Origin of the sequence: Halosimplex marinum (assembly GCF_051414075.1) — an archaeon.
In the GTDB taxonomy this organism is placed as follows: Archaea; Halobacteriota; Halobacteria; order Halobacteriales; family Haloarculaceae; genus Halosimplex; species Halosimplex marinum.
Genome location: NZ_JBLKNY010000003.1, coordinates 1,037,982 through 1,055,913 on the forward strand (window position 1 = coordinate 1,037,982; position 17,932 = coordinate 1,055,913).

Sequence of the window (17,932 nt, forward strand, 5' to 3'; positions counted from 1 at the left end):
CCCGGTCAGGTCCCGACGGCGCCCACCTGGACCTTCCAGAGGTCTGCGTATTTGCCGTCGCGGTCGAGCAGTTCCTCGTGGGTCCCCTGTTCGACGATCCGACCGCCGTCCACGACGACGATCCGGTCGGCGTCGCGCACCGTCGACAGCCGGTGGGCGACGACGAAGGTGGTGCGGTCCTCGGTCACGGCGTCGAGCGAGCGCTGGATCAGCACCTCGGTCCGGTTGTCGACGTGGCTGGTCGCCTCGTCGAAGACGAGCATCGGCGGGTCGGCCAGCAGGACGCGGGCGATGGCGATCCGCTGGCGCTGGCCGCCCGAGAGCATGACGCCGCGCTCGCCGACCTCGGCGTCGTACCCCTCGTCGAGGTCGGCGATGAACTCGTGGGCGCCGGCCTCGCGGGCGGCCGCCTCGACCTCGGCGTCGGTGGCGTCGTCGACGGGGTAGGCGATGTTCTCGCGGATCGTGCCGGTGAACAGGAACGGGTCCTGGGCGACGTAACCGATCGACGTGCGGAGGCTCTCGCGGGTGATCTCGCGGGTTTCCGTGCCGTCGACGCGGACCGCGCCCTCGTCGGGGTCGTAGTACGCCTGCAGGAGCTTGAGCAGGGTGGACTTGCCGGCGCCGGTCTCGCCGACGAGCCCGACCGTCTCGCCCGGCCGCACATCGAGGTCGATGCCGTGGAGGACCCGCTCGTCGGTGCCCGGATACGAGAAGCTCACGCCGTCGTACTCGACGCGGCCCTCCGGGTCGTCGAGTTCGGTCCGGCCCTCCTCGCGGGGCGGTTCGATGCGCTGGACGCCGAGGATGCGCTTCGCGGAGGAGGTGGCCGCCTTGTAGAGGCCGGTCACCCAGGCGAGGAATCGGACGGGCATGACGAGCTGCTGGGTGTAGTACATGAACGGGACGAGTTCGCCGGCGGTGATCGTGCCGGGGAACACCCAGAAGCGGCTGTCGATGGCCCACTCGGTGCCGACGAACAGCGTGGCGACGAACGCGGCGCCGGCGATCAGCCGCAGCGCGGGCTGGTGGCCGACGCCGACCATGTGGGCCCGCCAGTTGGCCGTCCGGTGGGCGGCCGACTGGTCGGTCACCCGCTCGGTCTCGTAGTCCTCGCCGCCGAACGCCTTGACCGTCTGGATGCCGCTGATGTTCGTTTCGAGGAGCGCGTTCAGGATCCCGGTCTCCTCGCGCACGTCGTCGTTGCGGGCCTCGTGGCGGGCGCCGAACCAGACGTTGGCGGCCAAGAGCAGCGGCGCGGCCGCCAGCGAGATGAGCGCCAGCCGCCAGTTGAGCAGGGCCATGTAGACGACCGAGCTGGCGAACATCGAGACGGCGACGACCCCGAGGTTGGGGCCGACCTCGAGGAACCGCTCCAGGGAGTTGACGTCGTTGTTGAGGACGCTCATCACCTCGCCGGTCTGCTGGGTGTCGAAAAAGCCCATGTCCAGGCGCTGGACGCGGTCGAAGGCGTCAACCCTGATGCGGTGGAGCGTCCGCTGGGCGAACAGGAACAGGGCGTACTCCGCGAAGATGCCGAAGGTCATGTCGACGACCTTCAGGCCGACCAGCAGCGCGACGGTGAACGCGAGCATCCCCGTCGGGTCCGCGGGGATCCACCCCGCGGGCACGAGCGGCAGAGCGTAGCCCTTTCCGTTGAACATCGCGTCGAAGGCTAACCCCACGATGAACATATCGAGGTTCGAGATGAACTGCGCGGCCACCGACGAGGCGGCGCCGGCGCCGATCCACCGGAGGTTCCCCCGGCCGCCGTCCCGGACCAGCGACAGGAGCGGCCACCGCTCGTCCTCGGCGGCCGCCGCGATGCGACCGCGTTCGCGGCCCGCGTCTCCCTCGTCGACGCCCGTCGCGTTCGGGGACGCTTCGGCGTCGGTCTCGCCGTCCTCGGTGTCGCTCATCGCGACACCTCCCGGTCGACCGCCGACTCGATGCGCTCGGAGGGCCGGTCCTCGGCTCGCGCCCGCTGCAGGAACGCCTCCGAGACGGCGTCGGTCTCGCCGACCTGCACGCGCCACAGGTCCGCGTAGAGGCCGTCGCGCTCGACGAGTTCCTCGTGGGTCCCCTGCTCGACGACGCGGCCGTCGTCGACGACGACGATCCGGTCGGCGTTGCGCACGGTCGACAGTCGGTGGGCGATGGCCAGCGTCGTCCGCTCGCCGGCCAGCGCGTCGATGCTCTCCTGGATCTGCCGTTCGGTCTCGTTGTCGACGTGGCTGGTCGCCTCGTCTAAGACGAGGACCTCCGGTTCGCGCAACAGGGCGCGGGCGATGGCGACCCGCTGGCGCTGGCCGCCCGAGAGGCTCTCGCCGCGCTCGCCGACCTGGGTGTCGTAGCCGTCGTCCAGATCACTGACGAACCCGTGGGCGCCCGCCAGCCTCGCGGCGTGTTCGATCTCGTCGTCGCTGGGATCGTCGACACCGTAGCCGATGTTCTGTCGGATCGTCCCGTAGAAGAGGAACGGGTCCTGGCTGACGTAGCCGAGGTGCTCCCGCAGGCTGCGCGGAGACACGTCGGTCACGTCCTGCCCGTCGACACTGACGGTCCCCTCGTCGGCCTCGTAGAAGCGGAAGAGCAGCTTCGTGATCGTCGACTTGCCGGCGCCGGTCGGGCCGACGATGCCGACCAGCGAGCCGGGTTCGGCGGTGAAGCTCACGTCCGTGAGTTGCTGCTCGTCGCTGCTCGCGTAGGAGAAGCTCACGTCGTCGTACTCGATGCGGCCCTCGCGCACGTCGAGTTCATCGCCGGTCTCGTTGGCCTCGCGGTCGGTCTCGAGGACGGCGACGATCCGCTTGCTGGAGGCCAGCGCGTTCTCGTAGCTGTCGAGCACGTCGAGCATCAGCTGGCGGATCGGGCCGTAAAAGGACTTGCTGTACAGCAGGAAGGTAAGCAGAGTCCCGGCGGTCAGCGAGTGACCCAGAAACGGCGGCGCGCCGTTGAGGTTGATGTAGGCGCCGACGGCGAACAGGCCGACGAACGAGAACGACGACACCGACCAGCTGCTGTAGTTGAAGAGGAGTCGCAGGCGGATGACCGACCAGTTGCGGTCGCGGTACTCGCGGGAGGCGTCGGCGACCGCGTCGCGCTCGCGGTCCTCGCGGGCGAAGCTCTTGACCGTCGCGATCCCGTCGATGCTGTCCTCCAGGCGGGCGTTGATCCGCCCGACGCTCTCGCGGACCTCCTCGTAGACCCGCTCGACGCGGGTGGTGTACCAGCGGCCGAGCAGCGCGAGCCCGACCGGGAGCACGAGCAACAGCGCCGCGAGGCGGACGTGCAGCATCGCCATGAACGCGAAGGCGACGGCGATCTGGGTGACGAAGCGCAGCCCCTGGACGGCGTTGTCGCCGAAGCCGTTGAGGTTGCTCACGTCGTTGTTGAGGACGCTCATCACGTCGCCGGTCTGCCGGCGGTCGAAGAAGTCCATCTCCCGGCCGACCAGGGCGTCGAAGGTGTCGGCGCGGATGTCGTGCAGCGTGCGCAGCCGGGCGGTGCCGGCGACGCGGCCGGCGAGCCAGCTCAGCGCGCCGTCCAGCGCGAACGCCGCCGCGAGCAGGCCGATGGTGAACGCGACCTGTCCCTCCGTCGTCGTCGGGATCACGCCGCCCGGAACGAGCGGGAGGGAGTACGACGCGCTCGACAGGAGGATGGCGTCGAGCGCGACCCCGACGACCAGCGCGGGCACGCGCTGGGGAATCTGCGCCAGCGCCGTCCCGAGGATGGCGACGACGTAGCGGCCGGCGTAGGGGCTGGCGTACCGGCGGACCAGATGGACCAGCGGGTTGCCGACGTGCTCGGGGGCCTCGTACTCGGAATCGTCGCTCACGGGGGGTCACCTCGGGGGGCGGCGGCGCGCTGCTGCGGGCTACGATCCGGTGCCGGCGGCCGACGCATATCGCTACCGGAGGTGTGGGAGGGTGTGACGTACCGGGCGCTGCTGGCGCGTGGGGAGCGGCCGACCGCGGTCGAGCGGAGCGGCCGACTCACGCGCCGCCCTCCACGAGGTAGTCGTCGACCAGCGCCTCCACGCCGTCGAGGACCGGCTCGATACGCTCGTCGTCGGCGAAGATGGCCCGGCGGTTCTGCCCGGAGCGGATGGCCGCGACGTAGGTGACGGCGAACGGCTCGGGGTCGACCGCCCGGAACTGCCCGGACTCGATCCCCTCGCGGACGGCGTCGGCCACGAACTCCTCCAGGAACTCCGAGTCGTACTCGACGGCCTCGCGCAGCCGCTCGTCGTAGGGCGCCTGGGCCTCGATCTCCAGCAGCATCCGCGAGAACTCGACGGTCTCCGCGAACTCCTCGTCGTCCGGCGTCCTGAGCATGTACCGGGCCAGCTCCAGCAACCGCTCGCGGGGGTCGTCGCTGTCGGCGCGCTCGCGGACCTCGTCGGCGAGATGGTCCAGCCCGTTGGTGAACATCGAGAAGACGAGGTCCTCCTTGGTCTCGTAGTAGTAGTGGACGAGCGACTGGCTCACGCCCGCCGCGTCCGCGACCGCCTGGGTCGTGAACTCGTCGAAGCCGCGGTCGACCAGCACGTCGAACGCCGCCCACCGGATCTCCGCCTCCGTGGAGGGCTCCTCGCCGCCGTCCGCGGCTGCGTCCTTCGCCGGAGTGTCCTCCGCGACCGCGTCGGCCGCCGGAGCGCCGTCCCCGTCGCTCGGCGGGTCGCCCTCGATCGGTACACTCGCGTCCGCACCGTCGTCGGTCATGTTCTTGATTGAGTACTCAATCAAATAAATGGCTGACGGTCGCGGAAGCGCCGCGTCGGGACCGGCGAGCGGTGACGCGCGGTCAGCCCGCGTCGTCGCCAGCCGCGTCAGCCGCGCCGTCGGCATCCCCGCGACCCCGTTCCGCGTTCTCGGCGACGAGCAGGTCGTCGACGAGGTACTCCTCGATCCCGGCGAACGCGTCGTCGGTCGGCGCGGCGTCGCCGAGGATCACGTCGTGGGATTGCGCGCCCTCGATGGTCGAGCGAAAGAGGGCGGCGTAGCGCTCGGGGTCGACCGCGCGGAACTGGCCGGTCTCGATCCCCTCGCGGACGATGTCGGCGACGACGCCGCGGATGAGCCGGTCGTTCTCGACGAGTTGCTCCTGTAACTCCGGCTCGAAGGGGGCCTGGGCGCGCATTCCGAGCAGGGCGGTGTGGAAGTCGCGGGCCTCCTCGCGGTCGCCGAGTCCCAGGACGACGATCTCGGCCATCCGCAGGAGCCGCTCGCGGGGGTCGTCCGGGCCGCCGTCCTCGACCTCGTCGATGAACTCGTCGAGCAGATACGAGAGGAACGCGACCATGAGATCCGCCTTCGAGTCGTAGTGGTAGTGGATGAGCGACTTGCTCTTCTCGAACTCGTCGGCGATAGCCTGGACCGTCAGGTCCGCGTACCCGTGTTTCGCGAGCGCGCGGAACGTGGCGTCCATGATCGCCGCGCGCGTCGACTCGTCGCCCGACATATCTGACTGAATGGCCAGTCGACACACAAAGCGCTGCCGATCAACCCGTGAGAATCCGGGGCTCCCGGTCGACACGTGCGCGGTCGCGACGGGGGGATGGTCGGGTACGACGAGTCGGACGGCGGCTGGAAGTCCCCCGGAGCGACGTCGACCGTCGAACCCGGCGAGTGAGCGCGGCGAGTGCTACGTCAGCCAGCAGTCCCGCGGTCGGGCGACCACTTCCGCTCCGGTCCCGACAGCCTTTAGCCGGATGTCGGCAATCTTCGGACAGATGGCGAACTCGAACGCGAAGGGGGACCGCCGCGAGCGCGAACTCGTCAACGAACTCGACGCGGCGGGATTCGCCGTCATGCGCGCGCCCGCCAGCGGGAGCGCCACCGAGCGGGAACTCCCCGACGTGCTGGCCGGCGACGGCGAGGACTTCTACGCCATCGAGGCAAAGTCCTCCTCGGGCGACCCGATCTACCTCGACGGCGAGGAGATCGAGGCGCTCCTCTTCTTCTCGCGGAACTTCGGCGCCAAACCCCGCATCGGCGTCCGCTTCGACCGCGAGGACTGGTACTTCTTCCACCCCGGCGACGACGCCGTCCACGTCACCGACGGCGGCAACTACCGCGTCAAGAAGGAGACCGCCCTCGCCCACGGCGTCGACTTCGACGAACTCGTCGGCCACTCCGAGAAGGTCACCCTAGCGGAGGTCGCCGACGACGGCCCCGACCAGGGCACGCTGGACGTGCTCGCAGCCTTCGAGCGTGGCGACCTCTCGAAGGAGGAAGCCGCCGAGATGCTCTGAGCGCGCTCCCGGCCGGACAGGCCGCGACACACGCGTTCGGCCAGCGCGACTGAGAGCGGTCAGCACGGGGAAAGCGGTCGCGGTGTGGTGGGCGCGCGCTGGAGCGCGCGTTCATGCGCGCGACCGTAGCCGCGCGAGGGATGAGGAGCGCAGGAGCCTGCGACGAGCACCGCAATCGGCTGGGGAGGTTCGTGGCCCGCTGCGGTGCTGTGCAGGGCCGTTGCAGTCCCTGGCGGACTGAAAGGGCGAGGTGCGCTCGCGTTCAGTTTAGTCGCCTGAGCGGGCACTATCCGCGCGGGCCGTGCGGAGAGCGCGGATATCCCGCTCAGCGACCGCGAGCGCGGCGAGGGCTTTCAGCGCTCACCGTTTCTCGCGGTCGGTCCTCCAGCTAGCGAGCGCGGCGAGGGCTTTCATCGCTTGCTGTCGAATGCGGTCACCGATACTGGTAGCGAGTTCGCCGAGAGATCTCGACGGTCACTGTCGAGCGCGACCGCTGGTACAGCCCCTTCCACGAAAAAACTCGAACCCGCGACTCGGGACACCTTGAACAAAAACGGTCAGGCGGTGACGCGATCGCGCAGATTCCGGTCGACGATTTCGGCGTCGTCGACGCGCTCCAGCCGCGACAGGGGGAACGAGTACCGGCGGGGCGAGTCGCGGCGGGCGAGGTCGCCGAGGTACACCGCCTCGACCACGAGGTCGTCAGTGGGGTAGCCCTCGTTGGTGGCGTAGTCGGCGACGGTCTCGCCGACGCCCTCGATGACGACCTCGTCGGCCCGGGCCGGCGTGACGCGGGCGACGACGAGGCGGTCGTCGGCCTCCCGGTCTCGCACGACATCGCCGGGTTCGAGCCGGCAGGCGGGACAGAGGTCGGGCGGGCCCTCCTCTTCGGGGACGAACGTCTCGACGCCGCAGGCGTCGCAGACCGCGGCGCGCTTGCCCGGCGCGGGCACGCGGCGGGTGGTGATCTCGATGCCGACGCGGCGGAGGTGTTTGCAGCGCTCGCCGCGGAGCTGGTGGTCGGGGCAGGTACAGGAGCCCGCCGGCAGGTCGACGACGTAGGTCGCGCCGCTCGCGCTGTCGACGGCGTAGCGGCCGCCGCCCAGCGGGCGGACGGCCATGCGCTCGGTCCAGGCGCGCGCGGCCCGCTCGTCGAGCCGGCGAACGTCCGGTGCGAGTGCGGTCTTCCGGACCTGGGTAGGGGTGCGTGTTTCGGACATAGGCGTTCGGACGCTGGTTATTCTCGCGTCTGCGTCCACTCGAAACGTAGGTCCCGAACGCACCTAAGTCCGTCGCGGGTGTGCGCGCGCGAAGCGGAAATCCAGCCATCGTGTGACTCGGCCGTCGCGGCCCCCGCCGGACCGGCGGACGGCGGCGGGCGAGCGGACGCTTCGAAGCGCTTTTGGCCGGGCCGGGGAAAGCCACGGCCATGGAAATCGACCGGAAGTTCGCCGTCGAACTCGGGATCTCGGCGGCCTCGGTCGTCTTGTTCGTCGGCGTTGCGGTCCTCGTCAGTCAGGCCTACGCGGCACCGGCGGAGATCTCCGGAAACTTCTCGGGGGAGGTAACCGGGGAGGTCACGAACGAGACAACGGGGGCGTTCACCGGTGAAATCCGCGGCAACGTCTCCGGGAATCTACTGGGCAACGTCTCCGGCGACGTGAACGGGACGGTACCCGGCGCCACGGAGACGTTCACCCGCGGAGTCAACGGGACAGTGGTCGGCGAATTCCCCGCCAACAACTCCAGGACATCCTCCGGGACCGTCTCGGGACAGTTCGCCGACGGCGGCAACTTCTCGGGGGAGGTCACCGGCGACATCACCCGCAACGCGACGACCGCGCCGGTCCTCCAGCCCGACGGCGGGCTCGTGATGGTCGGCGTCGTCGGCCTGTTCGTCCTCGTCATGGCCGTCGCCGGCCTCGTCCTCTACCGCGCGGACTTCGACGAGGAGTAGCGCCCCACTCCCCCCGGGGCGGCGCTCGCCACCCGTCGCGCTCACGTCTCGCCGCACCCACCGTTCGCCACGCTCGTCGTCAGGCCTCCGCGTCCTCGGCGTCTTCCTCGCGCTCCTCGCGCCAGTCGGTCAGGTCGTCCTCGTCCTCTTCGTCCAGCCGGTGTTCGTAGTAGTTCAGCGGGTGGGACTCGTCGATCACGTCCGTGCAGATGTCGTCCTTGCCGGTGCAGTCGCCGTAGGACTGCATCGTCGCGCAGGCGGGCGGCGAGTAGTCGGTGGGGCTGGTCGCCCCGCGGATGTGGTCGACCTGGTAGCGGGTGGCCTCCTCGCCGAAGCCGGGGTTGACCTGGAAGATGTCGACGATCTCGTCGGTCGTCATCCCGATGCTGGTGAGAAAGGAAGCGATGGCGAAGCGCGAGTGATGTTCGAGGTGTTCGCCCTTCTGGACCTGGTCGAGGAGGTGTTTCATGCAGGGCGGGAACAGTTCCGGGACGACGGTGTCGATGTCGCGGGTGAGGTCTAACTCCGAGAGCCGCTCGCGGAGTTGTTCGGCCTCGTCGGTCAGTTCGTCGGCGATGGGGTCGGGAACCGAGAGGGGCAGACCGTCCTCGACGCGGCCGCGGACGGCCTGCCGGCAGAGCGCGAGCAGTTCCTCGCCGTCGACGAGCACCTCGCCGTCGGCCAGCGCCCGGTTGACCAGCCGCCACTCGTCGCCCCGCTGATCGGCGGCCAGATCGAGGTAGGTCCCGACCTCGACGCGGAACTCGCGGGAGGCCCCGTCGCTGACGACCGCCGACCCGTCACCGAGGGCGCCGTCGACCGGCCGCACGGCACCGGACAGGTCGAACTCCGCGAGCAGCTCGGGGAGCGTGAGCCGCGGGTTGCTGGCGGCCTTGAACTCGGTGGTGTCGGCGAAGTCGGCGGTGAACCGCTCGAAGGCGGTGGCGGCCTCCGCCCGCGCGTACTTCCGGGTGAGGACGTGCTCGTCGACGAGCGAGACGAGGACGCGCGCGACCGGGTAGGAGAGCAGTTCGGTCCGGTCGGCGTCGTGAGCGTCGCCGACGGTACCGTCCTCCAGCGCCCAGGCCACGCGCTCGATCCCGCGCTCGACGACGGCGTCGTCGTCGGCGACGACGGCCGCCAGGTCGACGCCGGCCTCGCCGACCGCCTCGCGCGACTCCGCCCGCCAGGGGTACCGGGCGTGGGTGGGCTCGATTCGCATCGAGCGCCCGTTGTCCCTACCGTCGAATAAAGCCGACGGTCAGCGGTCCGGCGGCGCCGCGGGTCGGCGGTCGCGCCCGGGCGGCGTCGGTCGCCGCGCGCGTCGCTCCGGGGTCTGCGGAACGGAGAGGCGGCTGGAAACCGCCGGGCCGTCACTCCTCGTGGAGCGCGCGCAGTTCCTCGGCGACGGCCTCGCTGTTGGCCGCCTCGCCCCGGACGGCTCGCTTGTAGCGCTGGTACTCGCTCCGGGTGACGTGGATCTCCTCGGTCTCGCCCTGGCGGGTCACTTCCAGGCGGACGGTCCCCTGGGGGTTGTTGCGCAGTTTGAACGAGGCGACCGCCGAGAGGACGAACCACAGCGCGACGGAGCCGCCGACGAAGTACAGCATGGCGGTCGGGAACGCCAGCGGGTCGCTGGCCTCGACCCACCGCTGGGGGTAGACGTGCCAGTACATGACGACGCCGGCGACGCTCAGCGCGGCGCCGGCGAGCGCGCCGAGCCGTTCGCGGCGGCTGGCGGGCAGGACGGCGACGACGCCGAGGAACATCGCCGGGATCCCCAGACCGGCGAGGGCGCCCGCGACGCGGCGGGCGTCGGTCGTACTCGTCGCGTCGAAGACGGCGGCCAGCCCCGTCGTCAACACGAGGATGGCGGCGACGACGGCGAGCGCGCCGGCGGCGAACAGGCCGCCGCCCGCCGAGACGCGCCGCGGGTCGCGCCCGGTCCACTCCCCGCCGTCGTAGGCCTCCGAGAGACTGGGCATAGCCGAGCGTTGTCGCCCGTCCTACAAAACTACCCGTCAGACGCGCGCAAGACGACAGTCGTCAGGTACGGTCGCACCGTCGCGGTCGGCCCCAGGTGACCCGCCGGCAGGTCCGAACCGGTTCGGGCACGGGACGTGACGCTCCCGCACGCGGTAGAAAACGGTTTAGGTCGCTGGCGACGATTCGGGGGTATGAGCAGACAGGAGCCGAAACCCCGCGACGACGGCGCGGACGGAGACGGCGAGGGGAAACCCGACGACCTGCCGAGCACCGAAGTGACCGAGGGCGTCGAGAAGGCGCCCCACCGCGCGATGTTCCGCGCGATGGGCTACGACGACGAGGATCTGTCCTCCCCGATGGTCGGCGTCGCCAACCCGGCGGCGGACATCACGCCCTGTAACGTCCACCTCGACGACGTGGCCGACGCGGCCTACGAGGGCATCGACGACAGCGGCGGGATGCCCATCGAGTTCGGGACGATAACCATCTCCGACGCCATCTCGATGGGGACCGAGGGGATGAAGGCCTCCCTGATATCGCGGGAGGTCATCGCCGACTCCGTCGAACTGGTCAGCTTCGGCGAGCGCATGGACGGCCTCGTCACCATCGGCGGCTGCGACAAGAACATGCCCGGCATGATGATGGCGGCCATCCGCACCGACCTCCCCTCCGTGTTCCTCTACGGCGGGTCGATCATGCCCGGCGAGCACGACGGCCGCGAGATCACCATCCAGAACGTCTTCGAGGGCGTCGGCGCCGTCGCCGAGGGCGAGATGTCCGAGGGCGAACTCTACGAGATGGAACAGCAGGCCTGCCCGGGCGCGGGCTCCTGCGGCGGGATGTTCACCGCCAACACGATGGCCTCCATCTCCGAGGCGATCGGCTTCGCGCCGCTGGGCAGCGCCAGCCCCCCGGCCGAGGACGAGAGCCGCTACGAGGTGGCCCGCGAGGCCGGCGAGCTGATCACCGAGGTCGTCGAGGCGCGGCGCAGGCCCTCCGACTTCCTCACGCGGGAGTCGTTCGAGAACGCCATCGCCCTGCAGGTCGCGGTCGGCGGCTCGACCAACGCCGTCCTCCACCTGCTGGCGATGGCCGCCGAGGCCGGCGTCGACCTGGACATCGAGGACTTCAACGAGATCAGCAAGCGCACGCCGAAGATCGCCGACCTCCAGCCCGGCGGCGAGAAGGTGATGAACGACCTCCACGAGGTCGGCGGCGTCCCCGTGGTGCTGAACGCCCTCTACGAGGCGGACCTGCTGCACGGCGACGCGCTGACCGTCACGGGCGAGACGATGGCCGAGGCGCTCGAAGCGTACGACCCGCCGGCCATCGAGGACGTCGACGCCGACTACCTCTACACGGTCGACGAGCCGAAAAACGAGCAGGGCGCCATCCGCATCCTGACGGGCAACCTCGCCCCCGAGGGCGCGGTCATCAAGATCTCCGGCGAGGAGTACCGCCGCCACGAGGGGCCGGTCCGGATCTTCGACGAGGAGAGCGAGGCGATGAAGTACGTCCAGGAGGGCCGCGTCGAGAGCGGCGACGTGATCGGCATCCGCAACGAGGGCCCCCGCGGCGGCCCCGGGATGCGCGAGATGCTCGGCGTCACGAGCGCGGTCGCCGGCCAGGGCCACGCCGACGACGTGGCGCTCTTTACCGACGGCCGGTTCTCCGGCGCGACGCGTGGCTTCTCCATCGGCCACGTCGCCCCCGAGGCCTACGTCGGCGGCCCCATCGCCGCGCTGGAGGACGGCGATACGATCACCATCGACATCGACGAACTCGAACTCTCCGTGGATCTGTCCGACGAGGAGATCGAACAGCGCCTCGAAGACCACGACCCCGAACCCACGTACGACAGCGGTGTCCTCGCCAAATACCACCGCGACTTCGGCTCGGCCGCCAACGGCGCCGTCACGAATCCCGGCGCGAAGTGGGAATAGCCGACTCGTCGGTGCCGGCTCTCCCGGTGGAGTACCGGGAGTCATATCCGACCGACGACTGTGCGCTGTCAGGGCCGCTCGACGGTTCAGCGCCGGGTTGGCGGTACCGTAGCGTTAATTTCACGACTGATATCTGGACACACAAGGCATATGCGGGACGGGTCCGTATCGACGTGTAATGCCGGTCACAGATCCGTCCGGTCGGCATGGTCGATCAGGTGTCGCGAGATGACGGGCGAAAAGCGGGGGAGCGACGACGGGGCCGACGCGAGTAGCGGCGCCGAGGTCGTCACGTTCGACCACTACGACTGGGACGGCGCGGACTCGCCGAGCGTCGCGGTCGCGGAGGCGGTCGCGGCGGTCACGAACCGGAGCGTGACGACGCTCCCGCCGGTCCAGGAGGTCGTCGACGCGGACGCGCTGGACATGCTCGTCCGGTCGGGCGACCCGCGGGCGGTCAGGGTCACGATCGAGTACGCGGGCGCGGACGTGACCGTCACGGGCGACGGCCGGATCCGGGTCAGAACCGCCCCGGAGTGACGCTCACTCCCGACAGGCTTCGAGCAGTTGTCTCGCGTGGCGGACGTGGAAGTCCTTCTCCGCAGTGTCGTCGGTGTCGAGCGCGCGTTCGAGGTGGACGTCGATCCGCTCGACCGAGTCCGGGTCGAGCGTCCCCAGCGGCGGCCCGTCCGACCCACCCGACGTGCCTTGCGTGTGTCCCGTCATCGTACCGTGTTACCTGCTAACTCGCGCACCCTCAGTTTATAAGTTCCGGTATTGACACGTGCCCGCGAGGACGGGCAGGCTCGGTGGGGTGTCAGAGCCGGTCGGCGACGGCGGGGGCGGCGCTGACGGCGCTGACCGACCGCTCGATCGTGTCGGTGCCGAAGATGGCCGTCGCCCCCGCGCGTTCGAGTTTCGTCCGGGCGTCGGCGGCGAGCATCGGGTGGACGCAGGTGACGAACACCCGGGCGGCGCCCCGCTCGGCGAGGACGGCGATGGCCTCGCTCATCGTCGACCCCGTCGCGACGATGTCGTCGACCAGCACCACGTCGCGGTCGGCGACCGCGGCGTCGCTGGGTTCGACCGTCACCTCGCCGGTGTCGTAGTCCCGGTCCTTCTCGAAGTAGTCGGTGGCGCCGCGGCCGTAGGCGTCGCGGGTCGTCGCCGCAAGGTCGACGGCCCCTTCGTCGGGCGAGAGAAAGAGGGGGTCGGCCAGCTCGTCGGGCAGCGGGTCGGCCAGGCGGCCGGCGGCGTCGACGGGCTCGGCGGGGACGGTGAAGAAGTCACAGACCGCGCGCTCGTGGGGGTTGACCGTGAGCACGCGGTCGGTCCCCGTCGAGATGGCCCGGGCGACGGCGCGAGCCGAGACGGGTTCGCCCTCCGAGAAGGCCCGGTCCTGGCGCGCGTAGCCCATGTAGGGGAGGACGGTGGTCACCTCACTCGCGCCGGCCTCGCGGACGGCGTCCTGGAGCTGGAGCAGTTCGACGTGGGCGTCCCCCGAGACGGTCGACCCGACGACGACGGCCTCGTCGGCGGCGAACTCCGGTACCGTGGCCTGGAGTTCGCCGTCGGGGAAGCGGTCGTACTCGACGGCGGCCAGGTCCCGACCCGTCGCGTCGGCCAGTGCCGCCGCGAACGCCTGTGACGCGGACCCGCTGACGATCATGTGCGGGGGGTCGCGTTCGCCGGTAAACACCGTTTCGGTTGCACCGGCCGGTCGCCCGCCGTCGACGGGTCACCGCGGGCGGTCCCGGCGCGGTCCACCACCCGGCCGCTTCGCCTCGGCCGCCCCGGCCGCCCCGACCGCGGTCGTCCGGGCCGCCTCGCGACACCGTCAAGGGGGTGGGGCGGCAACCCCCGCGGGATGCCCTCCACGACGCACTCGCAGCCGTCCCGCCGCGCGGTTCTCGCGGGCCTCGCGGCCGCTCCGACGGGCCTGGCCGGTCTCGCCGCCGGCTCCGCCCGCGACGCCCCCGCGCGAGCGACGGTCGCCACCTGGAACGCCTACCTCGGCGTCGACCTGTTCGCCCTGTTCGACGCCCGCTCGCTCGAAGACGTGCGAACCATCGCCGGCGACCTGCTGGCCGACGCCCGCCACCACCCCTACGCGGCCCGCGCCGGCGCCGTCGCCGACGGGATCGTCGCTGCCGAGGCGGACGCCGTGGCGCTCCAGGAGGCCGCCCGCCTCCGGTCGATCCCGCGCGACAGCGCAGCGGACGACGCTACTGCCGCGGACGGCACCGCCACCGGGGATACCGCCGCGGACGGCGAGACCGTCGCGGACCTGCTCGATCTGGTGGTCGAGGCGCTCGCCGACCGGGGCCGGCCCTACGAGGTCGCCGCCGAGGCGGTCACGACCGACGTGCGCCTGCCCGCCGACACCGACGACGGGCGGGTCGACGTGGGGTTCACCGACCGGGTCGCGCTGCTGGTCCGCGAGGGAGTCGACGCGCGCGACGCCCGCTCGGGCCGCTACGACGAGCGGCTGACCTTCCCGCTGTTCGGCACCGACCGGAGCGTCACCCTCCGGCGGGGCTACTGCTTTGTCGACGCGACCCTCGACGGCGCGCCCGTCACGCTCGGGTCGACGCACCTGGAGTCGGCCTCCTCGCGCGTCCGAGAGCGCCAGGCCGAGGAGTTGGTCGACGCCCTGCCCGACGGCCCGGTCGTCGTCGGCGCCGACCTCAACAGCGGCCCCGGCGGACCGACAGCCGCCTACGACGCGGTGACGGCCGAACTCACCGACGCCCACACCGCGGTCCGGCCGGACGAGCCGGGGGACACCTGCTGTCAGCCGTCGCGGTTGCGCAACGACCGCTCGCGGCTCTCGAAGCGCGTCGACGCGGTGCTCTCGACCGACAGCGCCGAGCCGCGGGCGGTCGAACGGCTGGGCGCCGACCCCGAGGACCGCGTCGAAGCGACCGTCGACGGCGAGGACGTGACCGTCTGGCCGTCCGACCACGCGGGCGTCGCCGCGACCGTCGACCTCCCGGGCGCCGCGACGCCGACCCCCACCTCGACCGCCCGGTCGACGGCGACCGGGACGCCGACGGGGACCGCATCGCCGTCCGGGACGCCGGCCGAGAGCCCGACCGCGGAGAGAACGGACGCGGCCACGGGGACGGCGACCCCCACCCGGACCGCCCCGGTGACCGCGCCCGCCGAGACGACCGACGGGACGGGGACCGGGTTCGGCCCCCTCGCCGCGCTCGCGGCGCTCGTCGGCGGGACGGTCGGGCGCGGCCGCGACGGGGACGGGGACTGACGGCCCGTCGGTCACGCCGGGCCGGCCGGCGGCCGCTCAGACCACCGCGAGCGCGGCCACGTCGGGGAGGCCGAGCGAGCGCGAGCGCCAGCCGCCGGCGCCGTCGGCGGTCGTCTCCGGGTCGGCCTCGACGAGGAAGGTACCCGCCCCGGTGACGGCGTAGACGCACTCGCCGTAGTCGACGCCGGCGACCGCCTCGTCGACCGGGAGGTCCACGGCCGTCCACGCGTCGCCGCCGCGCTCGAACAGTTCGTCGGCCGTCGCGGCGTGGGCGTGGCCCCCGCCGGCGGCGACCGCGCGGAAGGCCCCCTCGCGCTCGCGGAGCCAGCCGTTGCCCAGCCGGTAGAGGCCGTCGTCGGTCGCCGCCAGCGGGACGCCCTCGGCCGTCGCCACGTCACGCGCGGCGTCGAGCCCCGCGTTCACCAGGCCGTCCCCGTCGACGCGGTGGACCCCGTCGGCCGCGGCGACGAACCCGTCCGCGATAGCCCGCACGTCGCCGACGGTCCCCAGGTCGGTCCACTCGCCGTCGCGGTGGCGAGCGACCCGTCCCGACTCGCCGGCGGCGAGGGCGTCGCCGCCGCGGTCGGTCCCGACGGCGACCGCCGGGCCGAACTCCAGCGGCTCGAAGTCGTCCGGGCCGACGAGAACGTCCTCGTCGGTGGCGACGACGACCGCGCCGTCGGTCGTCGCCACGTCGCGGGCCGACCCGCGGCGGGCGAGGCCGAACCGGCCCACCTGGTCGCCCGAGACACGCACGGTCGCCACGCCCTGCCCGGTCGCGAGGTACGCGACCGTCTCCTCGCGGCGGTCGCCGTACATCCGCTTCTCCTCGATGGCGCTCATACCGGGAGTGGGCGGCCCGCCCGTGAAAACCTGCCGCCGCATCCGTTCGACCATCTGGTTACCATCTTTTTCGACCGGGGGTTTCCTCGGTCGCTGCGCTCCCTGCGGAGAACCCCCGGACCAAAAACATGGGTGAAAAAGGCGCTGCTCGTGCGCTTCGCGCACTCGCCGCGTAGAACCGCGCGCCTGCGGCGCGCGGATGCTCAGTACAGGCGGTAGCTGTTGCGGTGAACAGTTGCGGTGAGCGGTTGCGGCGCGGTCGGCGTGCGCTGTCGAGCGTGCCCGCCTCCTGGCGGGCCGCTCGAAATAGCCGCGCGAGGGATGAGCATCGGAGCGAACGCAGTGAGCGAGAAGCGCAATCGGCTGGGGAGGTGTGCGGCTGTCTGCGGGGCGGTCGCGGTGCTGGCCTGGTGGACTGAAAGGGCGAGGCGCGCTCGCGTCCACTTTAGTCGTCTGAGCGGGCACTATCCGCGCGGGCGGTGCCGAGAGCGCGGATATCCCGCTTGGTTCGAGAGAGCGAAGCTCTCTCGTCATCCCGAAAATCTCCGATTTTCGGAGACAGCGACCGCGAGCGCGCCGAGGGCTTTCAGCGCTCACCGTCGAGTGCGGTCGCGGTCGTCACTATTTCGTTCACAACTTGATCAGCAGAAACCACTGCTCAGCTCGCACACCGAACCGATCACGGTCCCCACTCACTCGACCCGGTCCGCACTCACTCCGGGCGCGAGTAGGCGGTCGCGGAGGCGGAGTCCCGCGAGCGGACGGCGCCGACGACGGCGTAGACGAAGGGGGTGTCGGCGACGGCGACGAACAGCTTGAACAGGTACTGGCCGGCGATGAGGGTGACGGCGGTCGACAGCGGGGTCGACCCCAGGAGGTAGAAGCCGACGAGGACGAAGATGACGGTGTCGACGAGCTGGCTGGTGGCGGTCGAGCCGATGTTTCGGAGCCAGAGATACTCCCCGTCGGTGGCCTCGCGGATCCAGTGGAAGGCGAACACGTCCCAGTTCTGACTGACGACGTACGCCGAGAGGCTGGCGACGACGATGGCGGTGCCCGACCCGAGCACGTTCCGGAACGCCGCCAGGTCGATCTGTCCGGCGGCGGACTGGGGCAGGGCCGGCGCCTCGATAGTGCTCCAGACGAGCACGAGCATGACGAGGTTCATCAGGAAGCCGACGTTGACGACGACGGTCGCGGCCTTGCGGCCGTACAGCTCCGAGTAACAGTCCGACGCGAAGAACGTCAGGGCGTAGGCCAGCGCCGCGCCCGGCAGCACGAGCGCGCCGCCGACGACCGGCAGCTCGACGGGGAGCCCGAACTGCAGCAGCTTCGAGGCGGTCAGCTGGGCGGTGACGATGGCGGTGACGAACAGGCCGATCAGCCCGACCTGGACCGGCGAGGGCGCGGGGCGGCGCTCGCTCATCGCTCCTCCTCCATGCGGCCCTGGCGGGCGTCGATGTCGTCGAGCATATCGAGCGTCTTGCGCATCGACGCGCGGATGGCCTCGCTGCGGTTGACGAACTTCCCGTCCTCCCCGACGTGCTCGTCCAGGTCGTCGAGCAGTTCCTCGGGCACCTCCACGCTGATCTTCGGCATGATATTATCCAGGCGCTCCCCGAGGAATATAGGCAGTTCGATCCGGCCGACCGGACCGTCGCGACCGAGAGCGGTCG

At 71.1% G+C, this 17,932-nt stretch carries 17 protein-coding genes; 5 read left to right on the plus strand and 12 right to left on the minus strand.

All coding sequences use genetic code 11. From position 1 onward, the window contains the following. Positions 1–5: 5 nt before the first annotated feature. From ACMGFI_RS06240 to ACMGFI_RS06255, 4 genes are all read right to left on the minus strand, one after another. Entirely contained in the window at positions 6–1,919 is a 1,914-nt protein-coding gene (locus ACMGFI_RS06240) for an ABC transporter ATP-binding protein (protein ID WP_436908203.1), read from the minus strand. Continuing rightward, a complete protein-coding gene (locus ACMGFI_RS06245; RefSeq protein WP_436908205.1) occupies positions 1,916–3,841 on the minus strand; it encodes an ABC transporter ATP-binding protein in 1,926 nt (641 codons plus the stop codon). Before ACMGFI_RS06245 ends, ACMGFI_RS06240 begins: the two co-directional genes overlap by 4 nt. A gap of 157 nt (positions 3,842–3,998) precedes the next feature. Further along, positions 3,999–4,727, minus strand: coding sequence for a TetR/AcrR family transcriptional regulator (locus ACMGFI_RS06250; protein WP_436908207.1), 729 nt, complete (start codon positions 4,725–4,727; stop codon positions 3,999–4,001). Positions 4,728–4,809: 82 nt separating this feature from the next. Then, entirely contained in the window at positions 4,810–5,466 is a 657-nt protein-coding gene (locus tag ACMGFI_RS06255) for a TetR/AcrR family transcriptional regulator (protein WP_436908208.1), read from the minus strand. Between the two features lie 271 nt (positions 5,467–5,737). Between ACMGFI_RS06255 and hjc the strand changes: the two genes are divergently transcribed. Beyond that, on the plus strand, positions 5,738–6,259 hold the full coding sequence (gene hjc, locus ACMGFI_RS06260) for a Holliday junction resolvase Hjc (RefSeq protein WP_436908211.1): 522 nt from the start codon (positions 5,738–5,740) through the stop codon (positions 6,257–6,259). A gap of 557 nt (positions 6,260–6,816) precedes the next feature. On the opposite strand, the gene ACMGFI_RS06265 is transcribed toward hjc, so the two are convergent. Next, positions 6,817–7,479: an SWIM zinc finger family protein gene (locus tag ACMGFI_RS06265; RefSeq protein WP_436908212.1), complete on the minus strand. Its 663-nt coding sequence runs from the start codon at positions 7,477–7,479 to the stop codon at positions 6,817–6,819. 209 nt (positions 7,480–7,688) lie between these two features. On the opposite strand from ACMGFI_RS06265, the gene ACMGFI_RS06270 reads away from it, so the two are divergent. After that, positions 7,689–8,216: a DUF7472 family protein gene (locus tag ACMGFI_RS06270; protein WP_436908213.1), complete on the plus strand. Its 528-nt coding sequence runs from the start codon at positions 7,689–7,691 to the stop codon at positions 8,214–8,216. 79 nt (positions 8,217–8,295) lie between these two features. On the opposite strand, the gene priL is transcribed toward ACMGFI_RS06270, so the two are convergent. After that, positions 8,296–9,432, minus strand: a complete 1,137-nt coding sequence (gene priL, locus ACMGFI_RS06275) for a DNA primase regulatory subunit PriL (RefSeq protein WP_436908848.1) — start codon at positions 9,430–9,432, stop codon at positions 8,296–8,298. A gap of 157 nt (positions 9,433–9,589) precedes the next feature. Continuing rightward, positions 9,590–10,201: a cell division protein CdpA domain-containing protein gene (locus ACMGFI_RS06280; RefSeq protein ID WP_436908215.1), complete on the minus strand. Its 612-nt coding sequence runs from the start codon at positions 10,199–10,201 to the stop codon at positions 9,590–9,592. Positions 10,202–10,393: 192 nt separating this feature from the next. Between ACMGFI_RS06280 and ilvD the strand changes: the two genes are divergently transcribed. Together ilvD and ACMGFI_RS06290 are read left to right on the plus strand one after the other, a co-directional pair. Beyond that, positions 10,394–12,145 (plus strand): dihydroxy-acid dehydratase, encoded by a 1,752-nt coding sequence (ilvD, locus tag ACMGFI_RS06285; protein WP_436908217.1) that lies wholly within the window; start codon positions 10,394–10,396, stop codon positions 12,143–12,145. A gap of 228 nt (positions 12,146–12,373) precedes the next feature. Further along, the gene (locus ACMGFI_RS06290; RefSeq protein ID WP_436908218.1) at positions 12,374–12,685 is read left to right on the plus strand and encodes a HalOD1 output domain-containing protein; all 312 of its coding nucleotides are present in this window, start codon (positions 12,374–12,376) and stop codon (positions 12,683–12,685) included. A gap of 3 nt (positions 12,686–12,688) precedes the next feature. Here ACMGFI_RS06290 and ACMGFI_RS06295 read toward each other — a convergent pair whose 3' ends face one another. Together ACMGFI_RS06295 and prs are read right to left on the minus strand one after the other, a co-directional pair. After that, positions 12,689–12,871 (minus strand): hypothetical protein, encoded by a 183-nt coding sequence (locus tag ACMGFI_RS06295; protein ID WP_436908219.1) that lies wholly within the window; start codon positions 12,869–12,871, stop codon positions 12,689–12,691. Positions 12,872–12,962: 91 nt separating this feature from the next. Then, positions 12,963–13,814, minus strand: a complete 852-nt coding sequence (prs, locus tag ACMGFI_RS06300) for a ribose-phosphate diphosphokinase (protein WP_436908220.1) — start codon at positions 13,812–13,814, stop codon at positions 12,963–12,965. Between the two features lie 198 nt (positions 13,815–14,012). On the opposite strand from prs, the gene ACMGFI_RS06305 reads away from it, so the two are divergent. Beyond that, entirely contained in the window at positions 14,013–15,413 is a 1,401-nt protein-coding gene (locus ACMGFI_RS06305) for an endonuclease/exonuclease/phosphatase family protein (protein WP_436908222.1), read from the plus strand. A 36-nt stretch (positions 15,414–15,449) separates the two neighbouring features. Here the strand turns inward: ACMGFI_RS06305 and ACMGFI_RS06310 are convergent, their stop codons facing one another. The 3 genes from ACMGFI_RS06310 to ACMGFI_RS06320 all read right to left on the minus strand — a co-directional run bounded on the left by ACMGFI_RS06310 (position 15,450) and on the right by ACMGFI_RS06320 (position 17,855). Further along, on the minus strand, positions 15,450–16,256 hold the full coding sequence (locus tag ACMGFI_RS06310; protein WP_436908223.1) for an HVO_0234 family beta-propeller protein: 807 nt from the start codon (positions 16,254–16,256) through the stop codon (positions 15,450–15,452). A gap of 712 nt (positions 16,257–16,968) precedes the next feature. Then, positions 16,969–17,682: a queuosine precursor transporter gene (locus ACMGFI_RS06315; protein WP_436908224.1), complete on the minus strand. Its 714-nt coding sequence runs from the start codon at positions 17,680–17,682 to the stop codon at positions 16,969–16,971. Next, a complete protein-coding gene (locus ACMGFI_RS06320; protein ID WP_436908226.1) occupies positions 17,679–17,855 on the minus strand; it encodes a ribbon-helix-helix domain-containing protein in 177 nt (58 codons plus the stop codon). The genes ACMGFI_RS06315 and ACMGFI_RS06320 overlap by 4 nt, the downstream gene beginning before the upstream one ends. Positions 17,856–17,932 lie beyond the last annotated feature (77 nt).

Excerpts from the sequence above, each read along its gene's own strand:
- ACMGFI_RS06240 (WP_436908203.1), bottom strand. The coding sequence starts at position 1,919 with ATGAGCGACACCGAGGACGGCGAGACCGACGCCGAAGCGTCCCCGAAC.
- ACMGFI_RS06250 (WP_436908207.1), bottom strand. The coding sequence starts at position 4,727 with ATGACCGACGACGGTGCGGACGCGAGTGTACCGATCGAGGGCGACCCG.
- ACMGFI_RS06255 (WP_436908208.1), bottom strand. The coding sequence starts at position 5,466 with ATGTCGGGCGACGAGTCGACGCGCGCGGCGATCATGGACGCCACGTTC.
- hjc (WP_436908211.1), top strand. The coding sequence starts at position 5,738 with ATGGCGAACTCGAACGCGAAGGGGGACCGCCGCGAGCGCGAACTCGTC.
- ACMGFI_RS06265 (WP_436908212.1), bottom strand. The coding sequence starts at position 7,479 with ATGTCCGAAACACGCACCCCTACCCAGGTCCGGAAGACCGCACTCGCA.
- ACMGFI_RS06270 (WP_436908213.1), top strand. The coding sequence starts at position 7,689 with ATGGAAATCGACCGGAAGTTCGCCGTCGAACTCGGGATCTCGGCGGCC.
- ACMGFI_RS06280 (WP_436908215.1), bottom strand. The coding sequence starts at position 10,201 with ATGCCCAGTCTCTCGGAGGCCTACGACGGCGGGGAGTGGACCGGGCGC.
- ilvD (WP_436908217.1), top strand. The coding sequence starts at position 10,394 with ATGAGCAGACAGGAGCCGAAACCCCGCGACGACGGCGCGGACGGAGAC.
- ACMGFI_RS06290 (WP_436908218.1), top strand. The coding sequence starts at position 12,374 with ATGACGGGCGAAAAGCGGGGGAGCGACGACGGGGCCGACGCGAGTAGC.
- ACMGFI_RS06295 (WP_436908219.1), bottom strand. The coding sequence starts at position 12,871 with ATGACGGGACACACGCAAGGCACGTCGGGTGGGTCGGACGGGCCGCCG.
- prs (WP_436908220.1), bottom strand. The coding sequence starts at position 13,814 with ATGATCGTCAGCGGGTCCGCGTCACAGGCGTTCGCGGCGGCACTGGCC.
- ACMGFI_RS06305 (WP_436908222.1), top strand. The coding sequence starts at position 14,013 with ATGCCCTCCACGACGCACTCGCAGCCGTCCCGCCGCGCGGTTCTCGCG.
- ACMGFI_RS06310 (WP_436908223.1), bottom strand. The coding sequence starts at position 16,256 with ATGAGCGCCATCGAGGAGAAGCGGATGTACGGCGACCGCCGCGAGGAG.
- ACMGFI_RS06315 (WP_436908224.1), bottom strand. The coding sequence starts at position 17,682 with ATGAGCGAGCGCCGCCCCGCGCCCTCGCCGGTCCAGGTCGGGCTGATC.
- ACMGFI_RS06320 (WP_436908226.1), bottom strand. The coding sequence starts at position 17,855 with ATGCCGAAGATCAGCGTGGAGGTGCCCGAGGAACTGCTCGACGACCTG.